This is a genomic window from Mycetocola sp. BIGb0189 (assembly GCF_024810155.1).
Taxonomy (GTDB): Bacteria; Actinomycetota; Actinomycetes; order Actinomycetales; family Microbacteriaceae; genus Mycetocola; species Mycetocola lacteus.
Window position 1 is genome coordinate 1 of the sequence record NZ_JANUED010000001.1, and the last position, 25,407, is coordinate 25,407.

Consider the following 25,407-nt stretch of genomic DNA (forward strand, 5'->3'; position numbering starts at 1 on the left):
TGATAGGCCGGATGTGGAAGCGAGGACTAAAGACTCGTGGAGCTGACCGGTACTAATAGGCCGATAATTTGATAATCATTACATGCACATCGTTTTTAAAGGTTGGTGTGTGTGGTCCAGAGTATGTTTCGCGTCCACTTTGTGGTTCTTGATGTATGAGTCGAGAACAATATAGCTGTCACAGGCTGCCTAACGTGTTTGGGTGGTGTGTGATGGCCGTGTTGTTCGTGATATGTCAATAGTGTTTCGGTGGTTATAGCAAGAGGGAAACGCCCGGTTACATTCCGAACCCGGAAGCTAAGGCTCTTTGCGCTGATGGTACTGCAGGGGGGACCCTGTGGGAGAGTAAGTCACCGCCGGACTTCTTTTTAGAAAGCAAGGGCCGCCTCTATGAGGCGGCCCTTTTGCTTTAACATGGATTAGAAACGCGCGAACAAAATAGCGAAGGAAGATAGATGTCTGAATCAGGTCCGGATAATTTCACACGCCCCGAAGGTGGCTCCGGCGACTCGTCTTCCGACCGCCGTCCACGCGCTCGCGCAGATAAGGACGCCGCACGTTCGGCTGAGCGTGCCGCACGATTCAAGGCTCAGCGCGAAGGCGGCGCTGGCAACGGTGGCAACCGCGACGCCCGCCCGCCGCGTGAGGGCCAGCGCCCCGCCGGTGACCGTCCGCAGCGTGATGGTAACCGTTCCTACGGTGACCGCCCGCAGCGCGACGGCAATCGCTCGTACGGTGACCGCCCGCAGCGTGATGGCAATCGCTCGTATGGTGACCGTCCCCAGCGTGATGGCAATCGCTCGTACGGTGACCGTCCCCAGCGTGATGGCAATCGCTCGTACGGCGACCGCCCCCAGGGCGACCGTCCCCAGCGCGATGGCAACCGTTCCTACGGTGACCGCCCTCAGCGCGATGGTAACCGTTCCTACGGTGACCGCCCTCAGCGCGATGGCAACCGCTCTTACGGTGACCGTCCCCAGCGTTCCTTCGGTGACCGTCCCCAGGGTGACCGTCCGCAGCGCGACGGTAACCGTTCCTACGGTGACCGTCCGCAGCGTTCCTTCGGTGACCGTCCGCAGGGTGATCGTCCGCAGCGTGATGGTAACCGCTCTTACGGTGACCGTCCGCAGCGTTCCTTCGGTGACCGTCCGCAGGGTGATCGTCCGCAGCGTGATGGCAACCGCTCTTACGGTGACCGTCCGCAGCGTGATGGCAATCGCTCTTACGGTGACCGTCCCCAGCGTTCCTTTGGCGACCGCCCCCAGGGCGACCGTCCCCAGCGCGATGGCAACCGTTCGTACGGCGACCGTCCGCAGCGCGGGGGAGCGGGACGTAACGGAGGCGGCGAGAACCGTCTGTGGACCCGTGACGGGGCGCCGGCGCGCGGTGACCGTGACGCAAACCGTTACGAAGAGGAACTGACCGAGCAGCAGCGTCTGGCCAAGGAACTCAAGTCGGTTCGTACCCGGCACGAGGACCCGGAGATCCCCGAGGGCATCACCGAGGATCAGCTGGACCGTCACTCGCGCAACGAGCTGAAGACCCTGACCAAGGAGAACGCCGAGTGGGTGGCACGCCACCTGATCATGGCCGCCGGTCTGCTGGAGCACAATGCCGAGCTGGCTCACCAGCACGCAACCTCCGCCGCGCGTCGTGCCGGTCGTATCGGCGTGGTTCGTGAGACCCTCGCCGTGACCGCCTACAGCGTTGGCGACTACCAGCTGGCCCTGCGTGAACTGCGGACCTTCCGTCGCATCACCGGATCCAACGAGAACATCGCGCTGATGGTTGACTGCGAGCGCGCTCTGGAGCGTCCCGACCGTGCCCTCGAGGAGGGGCGCACGGTTGACCCGTCGACCCTGACTCCCGAGGCACGTGTGGCCCTGGCCATCGCGATGTCCGGTGCGCGTCTCGACCAGAACAAGCCCGAGCTGGCCCTGGCCGAGCTGCAGATCCCCGAGCTCGACCCGAACCGCGCGTTCGACTGGAGCCCGGATCTGTTCTCCGCCTACGCCGAGGTTCTTGGCGACCTGGACCGGGAGAAGGAAGCAGCCACCTGGCGCAAGCGTGCGCGGATCGCCACCGAGGCTATCGACGAGCGTTACAACCTCAGTGGTGCCGAGACCATCGACATCACCACGATCTACGAGGACTTCGCGACCGACCTCGATGAGGATGGCAACCGGATCGACACCGACGAGCAGGAAATTGCAGCCTCGGATGTAGATGTAGATGTAGATGCCGAAGCGGAAGCTAACGCAGAGGCAGAGGCAGAGGCAGAGGCAGAGGCAGCCGCCGAAGCCAACGCCGTTGCCGAAGCAGCCGTTGTGGTGGAAAACGAGGTGGAAGCAGAGGTCGCCGCGGAAGCTGCGGTAGTCGCCGAGGCCGACATCATCGCCGAGGTTGCAGCCGAAGCCGCGGCCGATGCGGAGACTGCCGCCGAAGCAAATGCCGTAGCCGATGCTGCCGCCGTTGTTGAAGCCGAGGTAGAGGCAGAGGTGGCCGCCGAAGAATCGGTAGTGACCGAAGCCGAAGCCGCGATCCAGGCCGCCGAGTCCGGGGAACAGACCGACAGCGCAAACCCCACGGCGGAATAGGTCAAGAGCTCACACACTGGTGATGACGCACCCTCCGAGGGAGTAACCTCGGAGGGTGCCAGCACTTTGACGGCGGCGTACCGTTGGTTCGCCCGTGCCGTCGAAATCGAGGAGGAGAACACCGATGGTCGTACCGTTTCTGCGTCGTAAGCAGTCGTTGACAACCCCGCTGACCGGCCGTGACGCGGTCTTCGCGGACCTGGACGGCGTCGTGTACGCCGGTCCCGGTCCGATCCCGCACGCGGTTGAGTCGCTCAACCGTGCGGCGGAATCGGTGCGGGTGGGCTACATCACCAACAACGCCTCGCGCACCGACGCCACCGTTGCGGCGCACCTCACCGAGCTGGGACTGAGCGTCCAGCCCTCGGATGTGGTCACCAGCCCGCAGGCGGCGATGACCCTGCTGGGCACGCTGGTTGAGCCTGGATCCACGATCCTCGTGGTGGGGGGCGACGGCCTGGTGGATGAACTCACCAAGGCCGGTTACGTGGTCACTCGTACCGCGGCGGACAACCCGGTCGCCGTGGTGCAGGGTTTCGCCCCGGATGTGGCCTGGACGCACCTTGCCGAGGCCGCCTTCACCCTCGCCCCGCGCGATGGGGAGGAGGAGCTGCCGTGGATCGCCACCAACACCGACTGGACCATTCCCCAGGCCCGCGGCATCGCCCCGGGTAACGGAACCCTGGTTTCGGCAGTGCACACGGCGGTGGGGCGTTTGGCCACCGTCGCCGGCAAGCCCGAGGTGCCGATCTTCATCGAGGCGAAAAACCGCTTTGGCGTGACAAACCCGATCATGATCGGGGACCGCCTGGACACCGACATCCTCGGTGCCAACCGTGCGGGAATCGACTCGGTTCTGGTGCTCACCGGGATCGACCGTCCCAAGCACGTCCTGGCGGCACCGCGCGACTCGCAGCCGACTTACATTCTGGGCGACCTGCGTGAACTTCACGAGCCCTACCCGGTAACCGAGTTCAGCAAGGACGGTCTGACCGCCACCGTCGAGGACGCGGTAATCTCGATCCGTGGCAATGACATCGTGATCGTCAAGGAGGGCACCAGCGCGCTCAATCGCCTGCGTGCGGCCGCCGCTGTCATCTGGAAGTCGGAGCGTGCGGTGTGGGGCTTTGAGGTCCCCGAGCGCCTGTACCTGGATGATGTGACCGCGGGCTAGTCCCCGGCCGAGTAAAAGCAAACCCGTCTCCCCGCGAGGGCGACGGGTTTCTTTTTACCCAAAAGTAGGTTAATAAGGTTGCCCTAACCTAAGATAGGGGATGCTAACTTACGCCCCGCGCGACGGGGCCGGTTCGCATTCCCCCACACTCAACTCGGAAAGAGTCCTTCGTGAAAACTCTTCATCGAGCGCTTGGTGTCGCCCCGCTGATTGGCGCGCTCGCGCTGGCCCCGTTGCTCGGTGCCGGCCCCGCCCATGCGGCCCCGGACAACACCCGCTCCTACTCGTATGTCTCCTCGGTCGCCGCCGGTAACCAGGCTCGCCAGTTTGCCCTGGATGAGCGCAATGGCGCCCTCTACGTCCCCACCGACAACGGCGATGGCCAGCCCGGTGCGCTGACCCGGGTGGGCTCGGCCGCATTTACTGCCGAGACGCCGATTCCGCTGGAATCCGCCGCCACGCGTGTGGCCGTCGATCCGGCCAGTAACACCGCGTTTGTGGCGCGCGATGATCTGAATGGCGGATGGGACTTCGCGCTCACGGGTTCGCTGGATGTGGTCAACCTCGCCACCGGAACGGTGACCAAAACCATTCACGGTGTTCCCACCACCACGGACTCGATCGTCTACTACCCGCGCACCAACACGGTCTACGCGATGTCGAATGACTATGTCGTGCCGATCGATCCCGCCGCGGGAACCGTGGGTACACCGGTAGAGATCTCCACCGTGGCCGACACCTACTTCACCAACGCGGTCATCGACCCGGCGAACGACCGGCTGTGGGCGGGTAACCGCACCAAGGGGACCATCGAGGCCTTTGACCTGCGCACAAATACCTGGCTTAAGGATCAGTCCATCCCGGTGACTACGTTCACGTTCGATGGGACCGTGGTGGGTGGATCGCTCGCCGCCCTGGCCCTCGATCCGGCGCTGAACCAGATTTACGCCGTTCTCAACCCCAATAGCAAAGGTGTGTGGAATGCGGGCCTGGGTAAACTCGTGGTGGCCAATACTCAGACCCGGCAGATCCTGGGTGCCCCGATCCAGGTGGGCAAAACCTCTCGAGCGGCGGCGGTGGATACCCGCAGCCACGAGGTCTATGTGACCAGTAGCGAGGACTCCGCACTGACCGTGATCAGCCCGGACACCTGGACCGCCAAGACCGCGGTGGACTTCGTTCAGGCCGGGATCGTCTCCGGCTATGGCACCGGACCGGCAAACCTCTGGGGTGTGGCCACCGACCCGACCAATAACGCGGTGTTCGTCTCGCACCCGTACTCCAAGACCCCGCTGAGCAGCACGCAGTCGGCGATCTCCAAGGTGGCCGTATCGGGTGCCCTCCCCGCCGTGACCGCGCTGGCGCCGGCACCCGGCCAGGGTGAAACCCAGCCGAGCACCCCTCCGGTGGTCAACCCGGTCTTCAGCGGGCCGCAGGCGCCGGCCCTGGCGAAGGCCCCGAACGGTGCCGTGGAAACCACGGCGAACAGCCTCACCTGGGACGTATCCGCATACGCGAGTGTCTGGGAAACCCACCCGTACGGTGGCGTACGTGTGAGCGACAAGAACGCGTTCACCTTTGCCGCGGGTACCGGGTGGAGCGACCCGAAGACCGGTGCCGCGCAGATCGGCTGGAGCGATGCGATCGAGTATCGCCCCTATCCGGGACTCGCCCCGGATGTGTTCCTCACCTTCGCCAACCCCTACCTGGTGCGCAACGTCGACGGGAGCGGCGCGCTGAGCTTCGACGTGGCCTGGGGTGAGTCCAAGAGCAACGTATCCGCGGGCTACAAGCGGGTCACCCTGGCCACCTTCACCAACCTGAGCCTGAGCGTTCAGGCAGACGGATCCACCGCGATTTCGGGCACACCCGTCTATGCGGGCCGCGTGTACCAGGCACCGGGGCAGGCAGCCTCGCCCAACTCGTTCCCCAAGTCGTTCATCGATTACCTCGACCCGGCGCTGCGCGGATGGTGGATGACCACCTCGGCCTCCGCCGACGGTAACGCACGCAAGGTGCCCAACCCGATCGCCGGCACCTTTACCGCGACCGCTAAGCCTTCCGAGGCGAATGGTCCCGCCGTCGATGGGGGAGAGGCGGTGGTGACGCCGACGCCGGAGCCGTCGACCGAGCCGACCACTGAGCCTTCAACTGGGCCGACCACTGGGCCGACCACTGAGCCCACGACTGAGCCTTCGACTGGGCCCACGACGGAGCCTTCGGCAGTGCCGAGTACGGATCCCTCCACCGTGCCCTCGGTCGATCCGGGTGCCCCGGATAACCGCACCGTTGTGCCCGTGACCATCGGCAGTTCTGCGGCCGTCGCCGGCGGCAGCGTGCACCTGCGGGCGGCCGGATTCGCGGCGGGGGAGACGGTCGAAATCTGGCTGCACTCGACCCCGGTGCGCCTGGCAACCGTCACCGCGGATGCGCGGGGCCTGGTTGACGTCACCGTGACGATCCCCGCCACCACGCCGGCGGGCGCTCACACGCTCAAGCTGGAGGGCACAACCGCGCGCGGTGAGGTCCCGGTCACGGTTTCGGCGGCGCTGTCCACCGGTGATGTTGCCCCCGTCTCGGCTGGCTCAGGCCAGCTCTCGCAGACCGGTGCCAATATCGCCGGAGTGCTCATCGCCGGCAGCGTGCTGCTGCTTCTGGGGCTGGGGTTTGTGCTCAAGCGGCGTCGCGAAGAGGGGATTTAGCTCCTCGCTATGGCCGGGGCCCGTGTACACGATCGGTGTGACGGGCCCCGGCTTTTCGGGTTCTGTGGGAGGAAAATTCTCCGAGAAATAGGTTAATAAGGCATCCCTAACCTAAGCTAGGTAAGGCTAGCCTGATTAACAGCGACTGTGGTCGGGTGATGCTCCTTCCCCCACACCACACTCGGAAAGAGTCCTTCGTGATTACTCTTCATCGAGCGCTGAGTGTTGCGCCGCTGATCGGCGCGCTCGTGTTGGCACCGCTCATCGGTGCCGCACCCGCGCAGGCAGCCGGAGACAACACCCGCTCCTACACCTATTCGTCCTCGGTCGCCGCCGGTAAGCAGGCCCGATCGTTCGCTCTGGATGAGCGCAATGGTGCCCTCTACGTGCCCACCGACGATTCGAAAACCAAGACCGGCGCGCTGACCCGGGTGAGCACCTCGACCTTCACCGTGGGCGACACCTCGATCTCATTCAACAGCGGCATCGACAAGCTCACCGTCGACCCGGCCACCAACACTACCTTTGTCCCGCGTGCTCGCACCGCGGCCGACGATAAGAGCGGGATGCAGGGAACCCTGGACGTGGTGGACCTGGCGAGTGGCAGCGTCGTGAAAACGATCGCCGGCACCCCCACCAGCGTGAGCTCGATGGCGTTCTACCCGGCCACCCGGACCGTCTACCTGGCAACCTCGACCCAGGTGGTTCCGGTGGGCATCGACGCCGGCACCGTGGGCGCACCCATCTCGGTGAGCGGCGCCAAGTATCCGTCGCTGACAAATATCGTGATCGATCCCGCCGCCGGCAAGCTCTGGGTGGGTGATAAGGGCAGCGCGGATGTGATCACCGCCATCGATCTGAAAACCAACACCTGGCTCTCGTCCATCCAGATCGGGGTCGGTACCTTCGAATTCCCCGGCGGACCCATCGGCGGTTACCTGACCTCGCTGGGCATCGATCCGGTCCTGCACCACCTCTACGTGGCCTATGACGCCGACTGGATGAGCGATGACCAGGACGGCAAGCTCGTGGTAGTCGACACCGACACCAACCTGATTCTGGGCAGCCCGATTGGTCTCGGCGACACCACCCGCGGCATCGCAGTGGATGCCCGCAGCCACGAGGTCTATGTGACCTCCAGCGCCGACGCTGCCCTGCGCGTGATCAGCCCCGACACCTGGACCTCGAAGATCGCCGTGGACTTTGTGACCGCCGGAGTCGTTCGAGGCTACGGCGCTGGTAATGCCAACCTCTGGGCCGTGGCCGCAGACCCCACCAATAACGCGGTGTTTGTCTCCCACCCGTACGATGGCAACCCGATCAGCGCGACCAACTCGGCGATCTCGAAGATCGCGGTGGCCGGAGCGCTGCCGGTCGTCAGCGCGCTGGCCCCGGCCCCCGGCCAGGACGGCACCGCCCCGACCAAGCCCGCCGAGCCCAACCCGGCCTTCACCGGGCCGAAGGCGCCCGCGCTCGCCGCAGCACCCGCCGGTGCCGTCGAGACCAGCGGAAACGCCCTCTCCTGGGACATCTCGGACTACGCCAACGAGTGGGAAACCCACCCGTATGGCGAGGTGGCCGTGGACCGCGCCGGACTGTTCACCTTCTCGGGTGGACAGGGATGGAGCGATCCGAAAACCGGTGCCGCCCAGATCGGCTGGAGCGACGCGATTGAGTACCGTCCCTACCCGGGTCTTGCTCCCGACGTGTTCCTGACCTTCGCCAACCCCTACCTGATCCGCCAGGCAGACGGCTCGGCCACGCTGAGTTTCGATGTGGCCTGGGGCGAGTCCAAGACCAACGTGTCCGCGGGATTCAAGCGCGTGACCGTGGCCACCTTCGCCGCGCTCAAGCTTGAGGCGCAGTCCGATGGCAGCACCAAGATTTCCGGGACCCCGGACTACGCGGGTCGCGTGTATCAGGCGCCGGGTGAGGCGGCCTCGCCCAACTCGTTCCCCAAGTCGTTCATCGACTTCCTGACCCCGGGCCTGCGCGGCTGGTGGATGACCACCTCGGCCTCGGCCGATGGTAACGCTCGCAAGGTCCCGAACCCGCTTTCGGGCACCTTCACCGCAACCACCACCCCCTCCACCGCCAACGGTCCCGCCGTGGATGGGGGAGAGGGAGGCGGGTCCACCCCGACACCCGAGCCCTCGACCGATCCCAGCACCCCGCCGACCAGCCCGACACCCGAGCCCTCGACCAATCCCAGCACTCCGCCCGGGAAGCCCGGGAGCATCACCGGGTCTGTGGTCTGGGGTGTGCACGACGCGTTCCGTAAATACATTCTGAGCGATATCGCCAAGGGCTCGATCACCGGGACCGAGGGTGCCGTGGCCGATGCCGCCGGCATCGTCACCTTCCCGCTGACCGAGACCACGAAGGTTCCGACCACCTCGATCGCCTTCTCCGGTACCGTGACCTACCTCGGTCACCTGGTGGGCGACACCTGGCAGCTGCGCAGCGTGCTGAAGGATCCGCGGATTGAGATCTCCGGCACCACCGCCTCGATCTTCGCCACCTACTCGGCACGGTCGATGGGCGGCGCGGACACCCCGGCAGGCGCCCCGGTCCTGATCGCCACCGCCGACCTGTCCGGCTCGGTGCTGAAGACCGACGCCAACGGCTCGATCACGATCACCGCCGCACCGACCGTGCTGGCCGAAACCGGACGCGACCTGTTCGGTGGAATCTACCCGGCCGGCACCGCGCTGGCACCGCTGTCGCTCAAGGTGACGGTGACCCCGGCCACCGAGCCTTCGCCGGAGCCTTCGACCGAGCCTTCGACCGACCCTTCGACCGGGCCGAGCGTGCCGCCGACCAGTCCGGAGCCTTCGACCGGTCCCTCGACCAACCCCAGCGTGCCGCCGACTAGCCCGACCCCGGGCCCCTCAACCGAGCCGTCCCTGCCGCCGACGAGCCCCGAGCCGTCCACCGGGCCGAGCACCCCGGACACCCGGGTCACCGTTCCGGTTTCGGTCGGGAAGTCCGCAGTGGCCGTGGGCGGGACCGTCCATGTGACGGCCTCCGGATTCACCGCCGACGAACCGGTGGAAATCTGGCTGCACTCGACCCCGGTGCGTCTGGCCGTGGTCAACGCGGATGCCCAGGGCCGTATCGACACCGTCGTGGCGATTCCCGTGGGCACCCCCGCCGGAGCCCACACGCTGATGCTTGAGGGCAAGACGGCTCGTGGCGAGATTGCGCTGACCGTAACCGGTGATCCGTCCGCACCCGCCGCAACCGGTGGCGCGGGCGAGCTCTCACAGACCGGTGCCGATGTGGCCGGAGTCCTCCTGGTGGGTGGGGTTCTCCTGCTGCTGGGTCTGGGCTTCGTGCTGAAGCGTCGGCGCCTGGCCGCGGCCGAGTAGCCCTCCGGCAGCCGCGTCACACAACCCGGCCGCCGAGAAATAAAACCTGGCCGCCGCGCCGTGATGCCTTCGGGCACCAGGGCGCGGCGGCTTTTGTTGGCGCGAGCGACCTGATGCCCTTGGGCACCGTGGCGCGGCGAGTTTTGTTGGTGCGAGCGACCTGATGCCGGGGGTGATGCGCAATTGGATGCGGGCGCGGGCGGGGCGTCGTCCGTGACGGTGGTCCACGATACGCTGGGACCGTGAGTGATACATCCGATCCCCGCCCCGGCGTAGGCCTGCCCGGCCCCCGCCCCGGCGAACGTGCCGACCGCGGCGACGAGCGCACCGCGTCTTCCGCGGAGCACGCAGCTACCGCGGAGCAGACCACCATTGCCGAGCGCGCTCGGGCTGTCGAGGCGCTGGATCTGGATCGGCGTGCCGAGGCGCTCGCCGAGATTGTCCGCGATCTGTCCGACACCCTGGATGCCTCCGATCGCATCACCCTGACCTCCGAGGAGAACCGATGATCCGCCTGGATGCTGCCCTAGCCGAGCGCGGCCTTGCCCGTTCCCGTTCGGCCGCGGCCGCGCTGATTGCCGAGGCTCGGGTTCGGGTGGATGGTGCCACAACCCTCAAGGCATCCACCAAGGTGTCCGAAAATCAGGAGCTCTCGGTGGACGGCGACTCCCACTACGTCAGCCGCGCCGCGCATAAGCTGCTGAGCGCGCTGGATAACTTCCCGGTGGATCCCACCGGCCGCGTCGCGCTGGATGCCGGTGCCTCCACCGGTGGCTTCACCCAGGTGCTGCGCGAGCGCGGCGCCCGCGAGGTGTTTGCGGTGGACGTGGGTCACGATCAGCTCGCCGCGTCCGTCCGCGCCGATGAGGGCGTGCGGGTCTTTGAGGGCCTCAACGTGCGCGACCTCCAGGGTCAGCACCTGCAGCATAAGAGCGTGACCAACTCCCTGCCGAGCCTCGTGGTGGGCGATCTCTCCTTCATCTCGCTGACCCTGGTGCTGCAAGCGCTGCGTGATGCGGCCGAGCCCGGGGCCGACTTCCTGCTGCTGATCAAGCCGCAGTTTGAGGTGGGCAAGTCGGGGATCAAGGAGGGGATCGTGCGCAAGGCCGACCTCCGTGCCCACGCGATTGCCACCGTGCTATGGCATGCATGGGACCTGGGCCTGGCCACCGCGGGCCTGCTGCCCAGCCCGATTACCGGCGGCGCGGGCAACCTGGAATACCTGGTGTGGTTCCGCGATGCGAAGATTCACGACGCCGACCCTGCCGCCACGAGCGGAAATCCGTCAGAATGGGAAGAGACGGTGAAGAAGCTCGCCGCGGAGGGGAAGTCCACGGCATGACCACGGCCACTTTACGCCCGATCCTTGTTGTTTCACACACCGGACGGGACGACTCCATCGAGGCCGCCCTGCACGTCATCAATCAGCTGCGCCTGGCCGGGGCCACCCCGGTCCTGGAGCGCAGCGAGCGGGACGACATCTGCGCGGCCGGGGTCGAAACCGGCCCGGTCCTGCTGCTGGATGAAGATATCTCCGCGGCCGACCTGGAGATCGTGATCGTGCTGGGAGGCGACGGGACGATCCTGCGCGCCGCCGAACTCGTGCGCCGCCATCCGGCCCCGCTGCTGGGCATCAACCTGGGGCACGTCGGATTCCTCGCCGAAAGCGAGCGCGACGATTTGGACGATGCCGTACACCGGGCGATCAGCGGCGACTACGTGGTCGAGGAGCGCCTGACCCTGGCCGTGGCCGTGGAACAGGACGGCGAGATCGTCTACGAGACCTGGGCCCTCAACGAGGCCACCGTGGAAAAGGCCAGCCGCGAGCGCATGCTCGAGGTGCTGCTGGAGGTGGACGATCGCCCGTTGTCTTCGTTCGGATGCGACGGCGTCGTGGTCTCGACCCCGACCGGCTCCACCGCCTACGGGTTCTCCGCCGGTGGACCGGTGATCTGGCCCACGGTCGAGGCGATCATGCTGGTGCCGCTGAGTGCCCACGCGCTGTTTGCGCGGCCGCTCGTGGTGGCCCCCGAATCCTCGATCGGCATTCGTCTGCTCCAGCGCAACGCGGGGACCGGCGTGCTGTGGTGTGACGGGCGTCGCACCTTTGAGCTGGGCCGCGGCGCGCACGTGATCGTGCGCCGCTCGGGCGTCCCCATCCGGTTGGCACGCCTGCACCAGGGGCCCTTCACCGATCGACTCGTACAGAAGTTCCGCCTGCCGGTGACCGGCTGGCGCGGAGACGGCAAGTGACCCACACTCGGGCAACACGCACACGCGGAGGAGCGTCATGATCGAAAGCATTGACATTCGGGATCTCGGCGTGATCGCGCAGGCATCGCTGCCGCTCGGTCCGGGATTCACCGCGATCACCGGGGAGACCGGCGCGGGCAAAACCATGGTGGTGACCGCGCTGGGCCTCCTGCTGGGTGGCCGGGCGGATGCCGCGGCCGTGCGCCGCGGCGCGCATCAGGCGAGTGTGGACGGACGTTGGAACATCGACGAGGCAACCAGCGTGGCCGAGCGGGTGCGTGACGCCGGTGGGCTGCTGGATGAGATCGGCGTGAACGAGGCCGGGGAGCACCGGGTCGAACTGACCCTGGGTCGCTCGGTATCCGCCGAGGGTCGCAGTCGCGCGCAGGTAGGCGGACGGTCCGCCCCGATCGGCGTGCTGGCCGAGCTGGGTGAAAAGCTTGTGGTGCTGCACGGACAGTCCGATCAGATGCGTCTGCGCACGGCCTCCGCCCAGCGCGATGCGCTGGACCGCTTTGCCGGAAAGAAGCTGCGCCGCGCGCTCACCGCCTACACCACAGCCTTCGAAACCTGGAAAACCACCCGCGAAACCCTGGCGATGCTGATCGAGCAGCGCGACCTGCGCCATGCCGAGGCCGAGCGCCTGCGGATCGCGCTGGAGGAGATCGAGGCCGCCGATCCGCAGCCCGGCGAGGAGGATGAGCTGACCGCGCTCGCCGAACGCCTCACCAACGTCGAGGACCTGCGCCTGGCCGCCGCCAGCGCCCGCGAGGCACTCTCGGCCGAGGAGATCGAGGGTGGTGCCGACGTCTCGGCGCTGCTGGATCACGCACGGCGTCAGCTGGAGCGCGCGGTGGGCTTTGACGCAACCCTTGCCCCGATCGTCGAACAGCTCACCGGGCTGGGATACCAGGTGGCCGAGCTGACCGGCGAACTCTCGACCTACCTGGCGACCCTCGACTCCGATGGTGCCCACGAACTCGAACAGATTCAGGAGCGCCGCGCGCTGCTCTCCAACCTGGTGCGCAAGCACGGTCCGCGCTACGAGGACGTGCTGGAGCTGCGTGCGGTGGGCTCCCAGCGCCTGTTGGAACTCGACTCCGACGAGTCCCGGATCGATGAACTGGGTGCCCGGGTCGAAACCGAGCATGCGGCCGTGCTGACCACCGCCGCCGAGCTGACGGCCGTGCGGACGGCCGCCGCCACCCGGATGTCGGCCGCGGTCTCCACCGAGCTGACGGCGCTGGCCATGGCCCAGGCCAAGGTCACCGTGGCTGTGGAGCCCCTGCCCGAGCCCGGCAGCCACGGCGCCGACCAGATCACCTTCCTGCTGGCCCCACACAACGGTGCCGAGCCGCGTCCGGTGGCCAAGGGAGCCTCCGGCGGTGAGCTCTCCCGGGTCATGCTGGCCCTCGAGGTTGTTATCGCGACCAATGAGCCGCTGCCCACGTTTGTGTTTGACGAGGTGGATGCCGGGGTCGGCGGGGCGGCGGCGATCGAGATCGGCCGACGCCTGGCGTCCCTCGCCCGCAGCGCCCAGGTCATCGTGGTGACCCACCTGGCCCAGGTTGCCGCCTTCGCCGGAAACCACCTGGCGGTGGTTAAGGACGACGACGGCCGCGTCACCGCCTCGAGCGTGCGCCAGCTGCGCGAGGACGAGCGCCTGGCCGAGATGGCCCGGCTGCTCTCGGGTCTGGCGGATTCGGAAAACGCGCTGGCCCACGCCGGGGAGCTACTCGCCCTGGCGGCTTCGGAAAACGCGGCTCCGTGAGTTCCGGTGCTTCACGCGGGGGAGCTACTCGCCCTGGCCGCGTCGGAAAACGCGGCTCCGTGATTTTTCTCGCTTCACACGACTCACCGAGTGCCGCGGCCCCCGCCGCGGCACTTTCCCCCGCCATCACGGCGGACTCCTCCTCCCCAGGACCCCGGCGCTAGCCGAGTCCCGATATTGCTGATAGGATCAAAGCCCGTGGTGAATAAATCAAACGCGGTATCTCAGAACGACACAACCAAGCATATTTTTGTGACCGGTGGTGTCGTTTCTTCGTTGGGCAAGGGGCTCACCGCCGCGAGCCTGGGCAACCTGCTGACCGCCCGCGGTCTGCACGTGGTCATGCAGAAGCTTGACCCGTACCTGAACGTCGATCCCGGAACGATGAACCCGTTCCAGCACGGCGAGGTCTTCGTGACCGACGACGGCGCCGAGACCGATCTTGATATCGGACACTACGAGCGCTTCCTCGACATCAACCTGTCCCAGGCGGCCAACGTGACCACCGGACAGATCTACTCGGAGGTCATCGCCAAGGAGCGTCGCGGCGAATACCTCGGTGACACCGTGCAGGTTATCCCGCACATCACCGATGAGATCAAGCGTCGCATGCGCCTGCAGGCCACCGAGGAACCCCGCCCCGACGTGATCATCACCGAGGTGGGTGGCACCGTCGGTGACATCGAATCCCAGCCGTTCATCGAGGCCGCACGTCAGCTGCGCCACGAGCTCGGCCGTCGCAACGTGTTCTTCGTGCACGTCTCCCTGGTGCCCTTCATGGGCGCCTCGGGCGAGCAGAAGACCAAGCCGACCCAGCACTCCGTTGCCGCCCTGCGCTCGATCGGTATCCAGCCCGACGCGCTGGTGCTGCGCTCGGACCGCCCGGTCACCGAGGCCAATAAACGCAAGATTGCGCTGATGTGTGACGTCGAGGAAGAGGGCGTCATCAACACCGTTGACGTGCCCTCGATCTACCTGATCCCCTCGATGCTCAACAACCAGGGCCTCGACTCCTACATCATCGACCAGCTGGGCCTTGAGGCCGGCGAGGTCGACTGGTCCGGCGAATCCGGCTGGAACACCCTGCTGGACGCGGTCGCCGAGCCCAAGCACGAGGTCAACATCGGCCTGGTGGGTAAGTACATCGACCTGCCCGACGCCTACCTCTCGGTCACCGAGGCGCTGCGCGCCGGCGGGTTCGCCAACCAGACCAAGGTCAACCTGAGCTGGATCCCCTCGGATGACTGCGAGACCCCGGAGGGTGCCGCCAAGGCCCTCGCCGGACTCGACGGCATCTGCGTGCCCGGAGGCTTCGGCATCCGCGGCATCGAGGGCAAGCTGGGCGCGCTGAAGTTCGCCCGCGAGAACAAGATCCCGACCCTGGGCCTGTGCCTGGGTCTGCAGACCATGGTCATCGAGTACGCCCGGAACGAGGCCGGCCTGGCCGGAGCCTCCTCGACCGAGTTCGACGAGAACACCGAGTTCCCGGTGATCGCCACCATGGCCGAGCAGGTCGACATCATCGCCTCGGGCGACATGGGCGGCACCATGCGTCTGGGTGAGTACGAGGCCGCACTGGCCCCGGGCTCGCTCGCCGCCGAGGTGTACGGTTCCGAGCTCATCACCGAGCGTCACCGTCACCGCTACGAGGTCAACAACCGCTACCGCGACCAGATCGCCGAGGCTGGACTGGTCTTCTCGGGCACCAGCCCGAACGGTGACCTGGTGGAGTTTGTGGAGCTGCCGCGCGAGGTCCACCCGTACTACATCGCGACCCAGGCGCACCCCGAGCTGCGCTCGCGTCCGAACCGCGCCCACCCGCTGTTCCGTGGCCTGGTGGCCGCGGCGCTGGAGCGTCACGACGCGACCAAGCTGTTCGCCGAGAACGGTGCCGAGAGCGTGGTCGCCGACTAACATGTCCGAACAGCTCCGGGACGCTCCCTCACACCCGCCCATCGCCTCCAGCGAGGCGGTGTTTAAGGGAGCAGTCTGGAACATTCGACGTGATGTGATTCGGTACCCCGGCGGTGATATCACCCGGGAGTATATGGATCACACCGGTGCGGTTGCGGTGCTGGTACTGGACGATCAGGAGCGTGTGCTGCTGATCCGCCAGTACCGGCACCCGATCCGCACCCGAGACTGGGAGCTGCCCGCGGGCCTGCTGGATATCGCCGGAGAAGACCCGCTGATCGGCGCGCAGCGCGAGCTGGCCGAGGAGGCCGACCTGGCCGCCACCGACTGGTCCCTGCTCTCCGAGTTTGCCACCAGCCCCGGCGGCAGCGACGAGGTCATCCGCATCTACCTGGCCCGTGGCATCAGCGACCTGCCCGCGTTTGAACGCGAAGCCGAGGAAGCCGATATCGAGAAGCTCTGGGTTCCACTCGAGGAGGTCGTGGAGGCCGCCCTGGATCGCCGAATTCAGAACTCGCTGCTCGTAGTGGGCGTGCTGGCCGCCGAGGCTTCGCGCCGCCGCGGTTGGGCGAGCCTGGGCGACGCCCACGAGCCCTGGACCCGGCACCCGAAGTTCTCGACCGAGGACTAGCCCGTGGCCGCCGATCCCACACGGCAGCTGGAAAACTATCTGCGCCATCTGAGTATCGAGCGGGGTCGCTCACACAACACCCTGCTCGCGTATCGGCGCGACCTGAACCGCTATCTGGTGTGGCTCGGCGAGCAGGACATCGCCAACCTGGGAGGCGTCAGCCCCGAACACATCGCGCTGTTTGGGCGCTCGCTGACCGAGTCGGGTCTCGCGGCGGCAAGCGTCGCCCGCATCCTGTCGGCCGTCCGCGGCTGGCACCGGTTCCTCCTGGAGGAGGGTGAGCTGGAGCGCGATAGCGCCCGCGAGGTTCTCCCGCCCAAGCTCCCCTCACGCCTGCCCAAGGCGCTGCGCATCGACGAGGTCGAGGCGCTGCTGGCCGCCGTGGCCGGGGATGATCCCCAGTCGCTGCGCGATCGCGCCCTGCTGGAACTGCTCTATGCGACCGGTGCCCGGGTCAGCGAGGCCGTGGACCTCAACGTGGACGACCTGATCGACGGCGACATCCTGCGCCTGCGCGGCAAGGGCAATAAGGAACGCATCGTCCCGGTGGGCTCCTACGCCCGCGCGGCACTGGACGCGTACCTGGTGCGCGCCCGCCCGACCTTCTCTGCACGCGGGCTGGCCACCCCGGCACTGTTCCTGGGGGCGCGTGGATCCCGGGTCTCCCGGCAAAACGCCTGGCTGATTATCCGCCGGGCCGCCGATCGGGCGGAGATCACCAGCGAGGTATCCCCGCACTCGTTGCGTCACTCGTTTGCGACCCATCTGATGCAGGGTGGGGCCGACGTGCGTGTGGTTCAGGAGCTGCTGGGGCACTCCTCGGTCGCGACCACCCAGATCTATACCCGGGTGACCGCCGATTCGCTGCGCGAGATGTTTGTGCAGGCGCATCCGCGGGCCCGCTAGTCGCGTTTTTCCGCTCGATGGGTGCTCGCGAGCCGGATTATTCGGCTCGACGGGTGCCCGCCGGGGGACCGACTTTCTCGTTATCGGGATCGGGGGTGCAAACCCCGACGGGGGCGGCCTTTCCCGCGGTGACGCGAGTAGCGTGGAGGTGCGGGGACAAACCGTGCCTCGCGGAGGAGGAGAGCACCACATGAACATGAAGGCCGTACAGTACGTGGAAATCGGCCGTGCCCCCGAGGTACGCGAGATCCCGATTCCCGAGCCCAAGCCCGGCCAGGTTCGGCTGCGGATTACCGCCGCGGGGCTCTGCCATTCGGACTGGTTTGTGATGGGGTTGCCGCAGTCGGTCATGGGGCATGCGCTGCCGATGACCCTGGGCCACGAGGCCGCCGGAATCGTGGACAAGCTCGGCGAGGGTGTCACCGAGTTCTCGGTCGGCGACGACGTGGCTGTTTACGGCCCCTGGGGCTGTGGCGCGTGCGATGAGTGCACCCGCGGGCGCGAAAACTACTGCCCGAACGCCGCCAAGCTGGGTATCCGCCCGCCCGGACTGGGCGCGCAGGGCGGGATGGCCGAATACATGATCGTCGATAGCGCACGCCACCTGGTTTCCCTGCAGGGCCTCGACCCGGTCGAGTTTGTTTCCCTCACCGACGCCGGGCTGACCCCGTACCACTCGATCAAACACCAGCTGGCCAACCTGCCCGCCGGCTCAACCGCCGTGGTGATCGGAACCGGTGGCCTCGGTCACGTGGGTATTCAGATCCTGCGGGCGCTGACCCCGGCCACGGTCATCGCGCTGGATGTGAACGAGGAAAAGCTCGCCCACGCCCGCGAGGTGGGTGCTCACCACGTGGTGCTCTCCAACGCCGATGCTCCCGCGGCGATCCGCGCGCTCACCGGCGGTGTGGGGGCCGACGTGGTCTTCGACTTTGTCGGGGCAGCCCCGACCCTGGAAACCGCCCGGGCCTCGGTGCGGATCGACGGAGCGATTGAGGTGGTCGGCATCGGCGGCGGCAGCGTCCCGGTGGGCTACGGCACGGTTCCCGCCGGCGTCGGCGTGCGTGCGCCCTTCTGGGGGAGTCGCAGCGAGCTGATCGAGGTGCTGGCCCTCGCCCGCACCGGACAGCTGAAGGTCAGTGTGGAGCGCTTCGACATTGCCGATGCGCCCACCGCCTATGCCCGCCTGCACGACGGTTCGATCGTCGGCCGCGCGATTGTGGTGCCGTAACCGGCCCGTCTCGTTACAGAAAGATGGCCCGGAATCCGTGGATTCCGGGCCATCTTTGGGTGACTAGCGGGGGGCGCGTCCCGGGCGGATGCGGGCGATCCAGTACACCACCGCGGCCGACACCAGGAAGGCCACCACGACACCCAGGCAGTAGAGCGCCACGACGCCGTAGCCGTTTGCCGGGTTCAGGAAGGGGTAGGGAACCCAGCCGTCGGTCGCGCCGCGGATCAGGACCACGATGGTCCACACCGCCGGATACACGAGCACCCACCAGAAGGTGCGCCAGGGGAGGGCGACCCGATCGGTGAAGATGATCCAGTCGAGGACCGCGATGATCGGGAACAGGACGTGCATCACGAAGTTGCTCCAGGGCAGCGAGGCTCCGCCATCCACCCCGACCAACAGCGTGTTGTAGACGATGCCCACCACGGCCATATAGGACACCGCGAAGCCGCGGGCGAGGCTCCAGCCGAGGGAGGGGGCGCGTCCGCTCAGGCTGCGGATGGCGACCGCGATCAGGACCACACCCATCAGCAGGTTGTTTTGGATCGTGAAGTAGCCAAAGAAGTTAAACGGGTTGACCGGTCCCTGGCTTGCCGAGTGGATCAGCGAGCCGGTGATTGCCGCCAGCGTGAGCAAACCAAACGCCACACGGAGAATGCCCGCGACCGGATGGGCCGCGAGGCCGAGGCGAGGCTGTGTGATGGTACTCATGATCTCCCTAACGCTGTGGGTGGCTCGATGTGCCGCTGAGGGGAGTCTAGGGGCAGCGGGGCTCGCGGGAAAAGAGAAGGCGGTCGAAGAACATCGTGGCGGATCGGCGTCCACCGCCTCCACCGGTGAGGATGCTCCTCGCTCGGAGCGGTGGATTCGCGGAAATGGCGGACGGGCGCGCCCTCGGTGGTGATGTGGGTGGTCGCCGGTAGAATCGGTATGCAACCGCAGGAATTCGCCGGACGTTGGGATACGCAGTGGCAAGAGCAGGACAGAACACACCGCTTGAGGGCATCGACTTCGGCCCGACCGGCCGCATTCAGACCGAGTTCCCCGAGCCGGCCCCGCTGTCCGAGCACGGTCCCGCGCGCATCATCTCGCTGTGCAATCAGAAGGGTGGCGTGGGAAAGACCACCACGACCATCAGCATGGGAGCGGCGCTTGCCGCCTATGGCCGCCGCGTTCTCGCGGTCGACTTCGACCCGCAGGGTGCGCTGAGCGCCGGCCTCGGCGTGGTGGCCCACGACACCCCCACGATCTACGACCTGCTGCTGGGGCACACCAAGGACCCGCACGAGGCGATCGTCTCGACCAAGGTGCCCGGGCTCGACCTGATCCCCGCCAACATCGACCTGTCCGCCGCCGAGGTGCACCTGGTGGGTGAGGTTGCCCGCGAGCAGATCCTCGCCAGCGTGCTGCGTAAGGTCAGCGCCGAATACGACGTGATCCTGGTGGACTGCCAGCCCTCGCTGGGGCTGCTGACCGTCAACGCCCTCACCGCCTCCCACGGCGTGCTGATCCCGCTGGAGTGCGAGTTCTTCGCGCTGCGCGGGGTGGCCCTGCTGATCGAGACTATCGATAAGGTGCGCGACCGACTGAACCCTGCGATCAAGCTCGACGGCATCCTGGCGACCATGTACGACTCCCGTACCCTGCACTCGCGCGAGGTCCTGGAGCGCGTGGTCGAGGCGTTTGGCGACTCGGTGCTGGAGACCGTGATCGGTCGCACCGTGAAGTTCCCCGACGCCAGCGTGGCCGGGGTTCCGATCACCGATTTTGCGCCGGAGCACCAGGCCGCCAAGGCCTACCGTCAGCTCGCGCGTGAGCTGGTAGCGCGTGGTGCCGTCGCCTGATCCGGTGCTTGATGCCCCGGATGCCGGGGTGTTTCGGGTTGCCCTGGACAACTTCGACGGCCCGTTTGACCTGCTGCTGACCCTGATCGGCAAGCGCGAACTCGACATCACCGAGATCGCCCTCTCGGCGGTCACCGACGAGTTTTTGGAGTACCTGCGCGGGCTCGACGCGGCCGAGGAGATGGACAAGGCCTCGGAATTCATCGTGGTCGCGGCAACCCTGCTGGATCTGAAGATCGCCGGGCTGCTGCCCCAGGGCGAGGTGGTGGACGCCGAGGATGCGGCCCTGCTCGAAGCCCGCGACCTGCTGTTCGCCCGGCTGCTGCAATACCGCGCCTTCAAGGAGGCCGCGCGTTGGTTTGACGATCGGCTCCGGGTGGAGGCGACCCGGCACCCACGCACCGTGCGTCTGGAGGAGAAGTTCCGCGCCCGCACCCCCGAACTGCACTGGACGCTGGGACCGCAGGACTTCGCCGCGCTCGCGCTGATCGCGCTGACCCCGCGGGAGATTCCCACCGTGGGCCTCGACCACCTGCACGCGCCGCTGGTGAGCATCCGCGAGCAGGCCGCGCACCTGGTGGCGATGCTGCGCGGGGGAGAACCCAAGAGCTTCCGGGAACTGGTGTCCGGGGTGAGCGAGCGCGGGATCGTGGTTGCCCGTTTCCTGGCGCTGCTGGAGCTGTACCGCCATGCCGCGGTGACCTTTGAACAGATCGAACCGCTCGGTGAACTCACCGTCACCTGGAGCGCGCTCGACTGGGATGCCCAAAACCTCGTGAACCTCGGAGCCGACTATGACAACTGAGCCGCTGGCAGCTGAATCCCTGGCCCCTGAAACCCTGGCCGCGGACGCCACGGGTGCCGAACCCGCCTCGGACGCCCCGCTCGCCCCACACGCCGCCGCCGATCTCCCGTTGGAGCGTGCGCTCGAGGCGATCCTGATCGTTGCCGACGAACCCCAGCCGCTGGTGGACCTGGCCTCGGCCGTGGGGGCACCGCTGCGTGAGGTACGTCAGGCAATCGCCAACCTGGTGGCCGACTTTGACGGACTGCTGGACGGGAGTGTGCGCCGCGGATTCGAGCTGCGTGAGGTGGGTGGCGGCTGGAGAATCTACGTCCGCACCGACTACGACGAGGTGGTGACCGACTATGTGCACACCCAAAATCCCGCCCGTTTATCGCCCGCAGCCCTGGAAACACTGGCCGTGATCGCCTATAAGCAGCCGATCACCCGCGGTGCGGTAGCCGCCATCCGTGCAGTCAACGTAGACTCGGTGGTGCGCACGCTCGCCGGCCGTGGCCTCATCACCGAGGTATTCACCGATTCCGAGACCGGCGCCATACACTACGGCACCACCGATCTGCTGCTCACCCAGTTGGGACTGAACTCCCTGGACGAGCTCCCGCCGATCTCACCGCTGCTGCCCGATGGTGCGGACGGATTTGACTCCGACCTGCGCCCTGCCTGACCACAGAATAGGAAACCTCGCGGATGCCCGCTTCCCCGCTTCACCCCACCAACCAGCCCGACGGCGTACGCCTGCAGAAGGTACTCGCTCAGCGCGGTGTCGCCTCCCGCCGCGTGTGTGAGGACATGATCACCGCCGGTCGGATCGAGGTGAACGGTCAGGTTGTGACCGAACTCGGTCGCCGCATCGACCCCGAGGTTGACCTCGTCTCGGTGGACGGTCAGGCCGTTCAGCTCGACGAGACCAAGCGTTATGTGATGCTCAACAAGCCGGTGGGTGTGGTTTCCTCCCTCGCCGATGAAAACGGTCGTCCCGACCTCTCGGCGTACACCTCGGAGTTCGAGGAGCGCGTGTACAACGTGGGCCGCCTCGACCAGGAGACCTCGGGTCTGATCATCCTCACCAACGATGGTGAGCTGGCCAACGTTCTTGCGCACCCCTCGTTCGGTGTGACCAAGACCTATATCGCCCGGGTTTCCGGCACCATCACCCAGGCCACGATCACGCGCCTGCTGCGCGGCATCGAGCTGGATGACGGTCCGATCCGCGCCGACCGCGCCCGCCTGATGGACGAGTCGGGCAAGACCTCGATGATCGAGATCACCCTGCACTCGGGTAAGCACCGCATCGTGCGCCGCATGCTGGCCCACGTCGGTCACCCGGTCATCGACCTGGTGCGCCGTTCGTTTGGACCGCTGCACCTGGGCACCCTGCCGCAGGGCCGTTACCGCGAGCTCAGCGCCGCAGAGCTGGGTCGCGTGCTGACCCTGGCCCGCAAGGCCAGCGCCCAGCCCGCCGAGCACATCGAGATCGATCACATCGAGCGCCGTCAGGCCGAGCGTGAGCGCGAGGACCGTGAGGCCAAGCGCAACGGCGGCTACCGTGCTCAGCGCGGCGGCGAGCGTGGTGCCTACGTGCCCACCGAGCGTGGCCCCAAGCGCACCGGCCGTGACGAGCGTCGCGGCGAGCGTGGACCGCGCGAGGGTGGACCCCGTGAGCGTGGCTTCAACCGCGAGGACCGTGCACCTCGCGAGGGTGGCTATGGCCGGGACAACCGGAGCGAGGGTCGCGGCGGTTACGACCGGGACAACCGCGCTCCGCGTGAGGGCGGCTACAACCGCGATGCACGCGGCGGCTATGACCGGGCTCCCCGCGAGGGTGGCTACAACCGTGATGACCGTGGCGGTCGTCCCGAGCGCGGCGGTTATGACCGGGATAACCGGGCACCCCGTGAGGGCGGCTACAGCCGTGACAACCGCGGCGAGAACCGTGGCGGTTACTCCCGTGATGAGCGTGGCGGACGCGGCGGATATGACCGCGGACCCCGCGAGGGCGGCTACAGCCGTGACAACCGCGGCACGGACAGCCGCGGCGAGAACCGTGGCGGTTACTCGCGCGATGAGCGTGGCGGACGCCCCGAGCGTTCGGGCCACGGCGACCGTGCCGGACGTCCCGAGCGCGGCGACTATCGTGCCCGCGGTGCCGGAGCACAGGATCGCGGCGGCCGCTCCGGTGGCGAGCGACGCGATGACTATCGCGCCGCCGGCCCCAAGAGTGCCGGCCCGAAGAGCGCCGGACCCAAGCAGCCCGGCCGTGGCGGCGAGCGTCGCGATGGCGGCCCGCGCGGTGGCGGCGAGCGTTTCGGCCGGGACGACCGCAAGCGTTACTAACAAACCGGGGTTTGTCACCACACCCGATCTGAGATAAACAGGAACGATGGTAGAACAGAAATCCAACGCGACCCGCACCCAGGGTCCGGTCCGCATCGTCGGTGCCGGTCTGCTGGGGGCGAGTCTCGGGCTGGCGCTGCGGGAGAAGGGTGTCGAGGTCATCCTCGATGACGCCTCACCCAGCAACCTGCGTCTGGCCGTCGACTACGGTGCCGGACGCCTGCCCGCCGCGGGGGACGCCCCTCGCCTGGTGATCGTGTGTGTCCCGCCGGATGTGGTGGCCGACGCGGTCGAGCGCGCGCTCGCCGACTACCCCGAGGCCGTGGTCACCGATGTGGCCAGTGTCAAGCTGGCACCGCTGCGCACCCTCGAGGCGCGCGGCATCGACCTGACCCGCTACATCGGTTCGCATCCGATGGCCGGACGCGAGCGCGGCGGGGCAATCTCCGCCCGCGCCGACCTGTTCTTCGGTCGTCCCTGGGTGATCTGCCGCGACGAGGAAACCCGCCGCGAAGACCTCGCCCTGATCGAGGCCGTGGCGCTGGATGTGGGCGGCGTGCTGATCGAGATGACCCCCGAGGAGCATGACGCCTCGGTAGGCCTGGTTTCGCACCTGCCGCAGCTGGTGTCCAGCCTGCTCGCCGCGGGCCTCGCCGATGCCCCCGATACCGCGATCCAGCTGGCCGGTCAGGGCCTGCGCGACACCACCAGGCTCGCCTCAAGCGCACCCGAGCTGTGGCTGCAGATCCTCGCCGCCAACTCGGGTCCCGTGGTGGAGGCACTCGAGGCGATGATCGCCCGTCTCGGCGCGGTCACCGAGGCCCTGCGCGACCCGGACGCCCCCGGTGCTCGCCGCGCGGTGGCCGATGCGATGGCCGCAGGCAACTCCGGCGTCGCCCGGATCCCCGGGAAGCACGGTCAGTCGCAGCGGTTTGCCACCATCGTGGTGATGGTGGACGATACTCCCGGCCAGCTGGGCCGGCTCCTCACCGAGCTCGGTGAGATCAATGTCAACATGGAGGACCTGCGCCTGGAGCACTCACCGGGTGCCCAGATCGGCCTGGCCGAGATCGCGGTTCTTCCCGAGGTTAAGCAGCGCACCATCGAGGATCTCGGGGCGCGCGGCTGGAGAATCGCGAGCGTATAGATGTCAAACGTATTTGTGGTGGCCGTTGATGGCCCGGCCGGCAGTGGCAAGTCCTCGGTTTCCAAGGCCGCAGCGAAGCAGCTGGGTTTTGCCTATCTGGACACCGGTGCCGCCTACCGTGCGCTGGCCTGGTACCTGGATGACGCCGGGGTCGATGGTTCGGACACCGCGCTGGTGATCGCCTCGCTGCCCGGATTCGAGTACCGCATCGGTACCGATCCCGACGAGTATTTTGTCCTGGTGGGATCCACCGAGGTCACCGAGGCAATCCGCGAACCGCGCATTTCGGCGCTGGTGAGCCAGGTGGCCCGGGTTCCCGAGGTTCGCACCTTCGTCAATAACCTGTTCCGCACCATTATTGCCTCGACCGAAAAGCCGGGTATTGTGGTCGAGGGACGCGACATCACAACCGTGGTGGCTCCGGACGCTCCGGTCCGGATTCTGCTCACCGCCTCGGAAGAGGTGCGCGCCGCACGCCGGGGAGCCGAGCTCACCGGTGATGCCGCCAAGACTGCGGCCGAAGCACTCGCCAAGCGGGATCGTGCCGATTCCGCCGTGACCGAGTTCATGACCGCCGCCGAGGGTGTCTACACCCTCGATTCCACCCACCTCGATTTCCCGGCCACCATTGCCGCGGTTGTCGAGCGGGTACACAACGGGCTCGCAACACCTGAGCCAGCACACACAACCGAATAGACCCTCCGGTGTCCACCGACCCCGGGGG

Annotated in this window: 18 protein-coding genes, 1 rRNA gene and 1 pseudogene; 19 read left to right on the plus strand and 1 reads right to left on the minus strand. The window is 67.1% G+C overall.

Going from position 1 to position 25,407, the window contains the following annotated elements:
• Window positions 1-245: 245 nt before the first annotated feature.
• The 13 genes from rrf to M2390_RS00065 all read left to right on the plus strand — a co-directional run bounded on the left by rrf (window position 246) and on the right by M2390_RS00065 (window position 18,550).
• Window positions 246-362, plus strand: a 5S ribosomal RNA gene (rrf, locus tag M2390_RS00005).
• A gap of 93 nt (window positions 363-455) precedes the next feature.
• Window positions 456-2,597: a primosomal protein gene (locus tag M2390_RS00010; protein WP_259176150.1), complete on the plus strand. Its 2,142-nt coding sequence runs from the start codon at window positions 456-458 to the stop codon at window positions 2,595-2,597.
• A 124-nt stretch (window positions 2,598-2,721) separates the two neighbouring features.
• The gene (locus tag M2390_RS00015; protein WP_259176151.1) at window positions 2,722-3,771 is read left to right on the plus strand and encodes an HAD-IIA family hydrolase; all 1,050 of its coding nucleotides are present in this window, start codon (window positions 2,722-2,724) and stop codon (window positions 3,769-3,771) included.
• 170 nt (window positions 3,772-3,941) lie between these two features.
• Window positions 3,942-6,473: an HtaA domain-containing protein gene (locus tag M2390_RS00020; protein ID WP_259176153.1), complete on the plus strand. Its 2,532-nt coding sequence runs from the start codon at window positions 3,942-3,944 to the stop codon at window positions 6,471-6,473.
• Between the two features lie 197 nt (window positions 6,474-6,670).
• Complete coding sequence (locus tag M2390_RS00025) at window positions 6,671-9,844, plus strand: HtaA domain-containing protein (protein WP_259176154.1); 3,174 nt, start codon at window positions 6,671-6,673, stop codon at window positions 9,842-9,844.
• Window positions 9,845-10,086: 242 nt separating this feature from the next.
• On the plus strand, window positions 10,087-10,353 hold the full coding sequence (locus tag M2390_RS00030; RefSeq protein ID WP_259176155.1) for a hypothetical protein: 267 nt from the start codon (window positions 10,087-10,089) through the stop codon (window positions 10,351-10,353).
• Window positions 10,350-11,186 (plus strand): TlyA family RNA methyltransferase, encoded by an 837-nt coding sequence (locus tag M2390_RS00035; protein ID WP_121688451.1) that lies wholly within the window; start codon window positions 10,350-10,352, stop codon window positions 11,184-11,186. Before M2390_RS00030 ends, M2390_RS00035 begins: the two co-directional genes overlap by 4 nt.
• Window positions 11,183-12,097, plus strand: coding sequence for an NAD kinase (locus M2390_RS00040; RefSeq protein ID WP_259176159.1), 915 nt, complete (start codon window positions 11,183-11,185; stop codon window positions 12,095-12,097). The genes M2390_RS00035 and M2390_RS00040 overlap by 4 nt, the downstream gene beginning before the upstream one ends.
• 37 nt (window positions 12,098-12,134) lie before the next feature.
• On the plus strand, window positions 12,135-13,868 hold the full coding sequence (gene recN / locus M2390_RS00045) for a DNA repair protein RecN (RefSeq protein WP_187976589.1): 1,734 nt from the start codon (window positions 12,135-12,137) through the stop codon (window positions 13,866-13,868).
• A gap of 201 nt (window positions 13,869-14,069) precedes the next feature.
• Window positions 14,070-15,782: a CTP synthase gene (locus tag M2390_RS00050; protein ID WP_043321320.1), complete on the plus strand. Its 1,713-nt coding sequence runs from the start codon at window positions 14,070-14,072 to the stop codon at window positions 15,780-15,782.
• A 1-nt stretch (window position 15,783) separates the two neighbouring features.
• The gene (locus M2390_RS00055; RefSeq protein WP_259176163.1) at window positions 15,784-16,413 is read left to right on the plus strand and encodes an NUDIX hydrolase; all 630 of its coding nucleotides are present in this window, start codon (window positions 15,784-15,786) and stop codon (window positions 16,411-16,413) included.
• A 3-nt stretch (window positions 16,414-16,416) separates the two neighbouring features.
• The gene (xerD, locus tag M2390_RS00060) at window positions 16,417-17,319 is read left to right on the plus strand and encodes a site-specific tyrosine recombinase XerD (RefSeq protein WP_259176164.1); all 903 of its coding nucleotides are present in this window, start codon (window positions 16,417-16,419) and stop codon (window positions 17,317-17,319) included.
• A 196-nt stretch (window positions 17,320-17,515) separates the two neighbouring features.
• Entirely contained in the window at window positions 17,516-18,550 is a 1,035-nt protein-coding gene (locus tag M2390_RS00065) for an NAD(P)-dependent alcohol dehydrogenase (RefSeq protein ID WP_259176778.1), read from the plus strand.
• 63 nt (window positions 18,551-18,613) lie between these two features.
• Here M2390_RS00065 and M2390_RS00070 read toward each other — a convergent pair whose 3' ends face one another.
• Entirely contained in the window at window positions 18,614-19,264 is a 651-nt protein-coding gene (locus M2390_RS00070) for a Pr6Pr family membrane protein (RefSeq protein ID WP_259176166.1), read from the minus strand.
• Between the two features lie 257 nt (window positions 19,265-19,521).
• On the opposite strand from M2390_RS00070, the gene M2390_RS00075 reads away from it, so the two are divergent.
• The 6 genes and pseudogenes from M2390_RS00075 to cmk all read left to right on the plus strand — a co-directional run bounded on the left by M2390_RS00075 (window position 19,522) and on the right by cmk (window position 25,379).
• Complete coding sequence (locus M2390_RS00075; protein WP_030142840.1) at window positions 19,522-20,397, plus strand: ParA family protein; 876 nt, start codon at window positions 19,522-19,524, stop codon at window positions 20,395-20,397.
• The gene (locus M2390_RS00080; protein ID WP_396822263.1) at window positions 20,381-21,202 is read left to right on the plus strand and encodes a segregation and condensation protein A; all 822 of its coding nucleotides are present in this window, start codon (window positions 20,381-20,383) and stop codon (window positions 21,200-21,202) included. Before M2390_RS00075 ends, M2390_RS00080 begins: the two co-directional genes overlap by 17 nt.
• Window positions 21,192-21,866, plus strand: coding sequence for an SMC-Scp complex subunit ScpB (gene scpB, locus M2390_RS00085; RefSeq protein WP_259176168.1), 675 nt, complete (start codon window positions 21,192-21,194; stop codon window positions 21,864-21,866). Before M2390_RS00080 ends, scpB begins: the two co-directional genes overlap by 11 nt.
• A 23-nt stretch (window positions 21,867-21,889) precedes the next feature.
• A pseudogene (locus M2390_RS00090) lies at window positions 21,890-22,651 on the plus strand (pseudouridine synthase); the annotation flags it as partial.
• A gap of 931 nt (window positions 22,652-23,582) precedes the next feature.
• Complete coding sequence (locus M2390_RS00095) at window positions 23,583-24,683, plus strand: prephenate dehydrogenase (protein WP_259176169.1); 1,101 nt, start codon at window positions 23,583-23,585, stop codon at window positions 24,681-24,683.
• Window positions 24,684-25,379, plus strand: a complete 696-nt coding sequence (cmk, locus tag M2390_RS00100; RefSeq protein ID WP_043321232.1) for a (d)CMP kinase — start codon at window positions 24,684-24,686, stop codon at window positions 25,377-25,379.
• Window positions 25,380-25,407 lie beyond the last annotated feature (28 nt).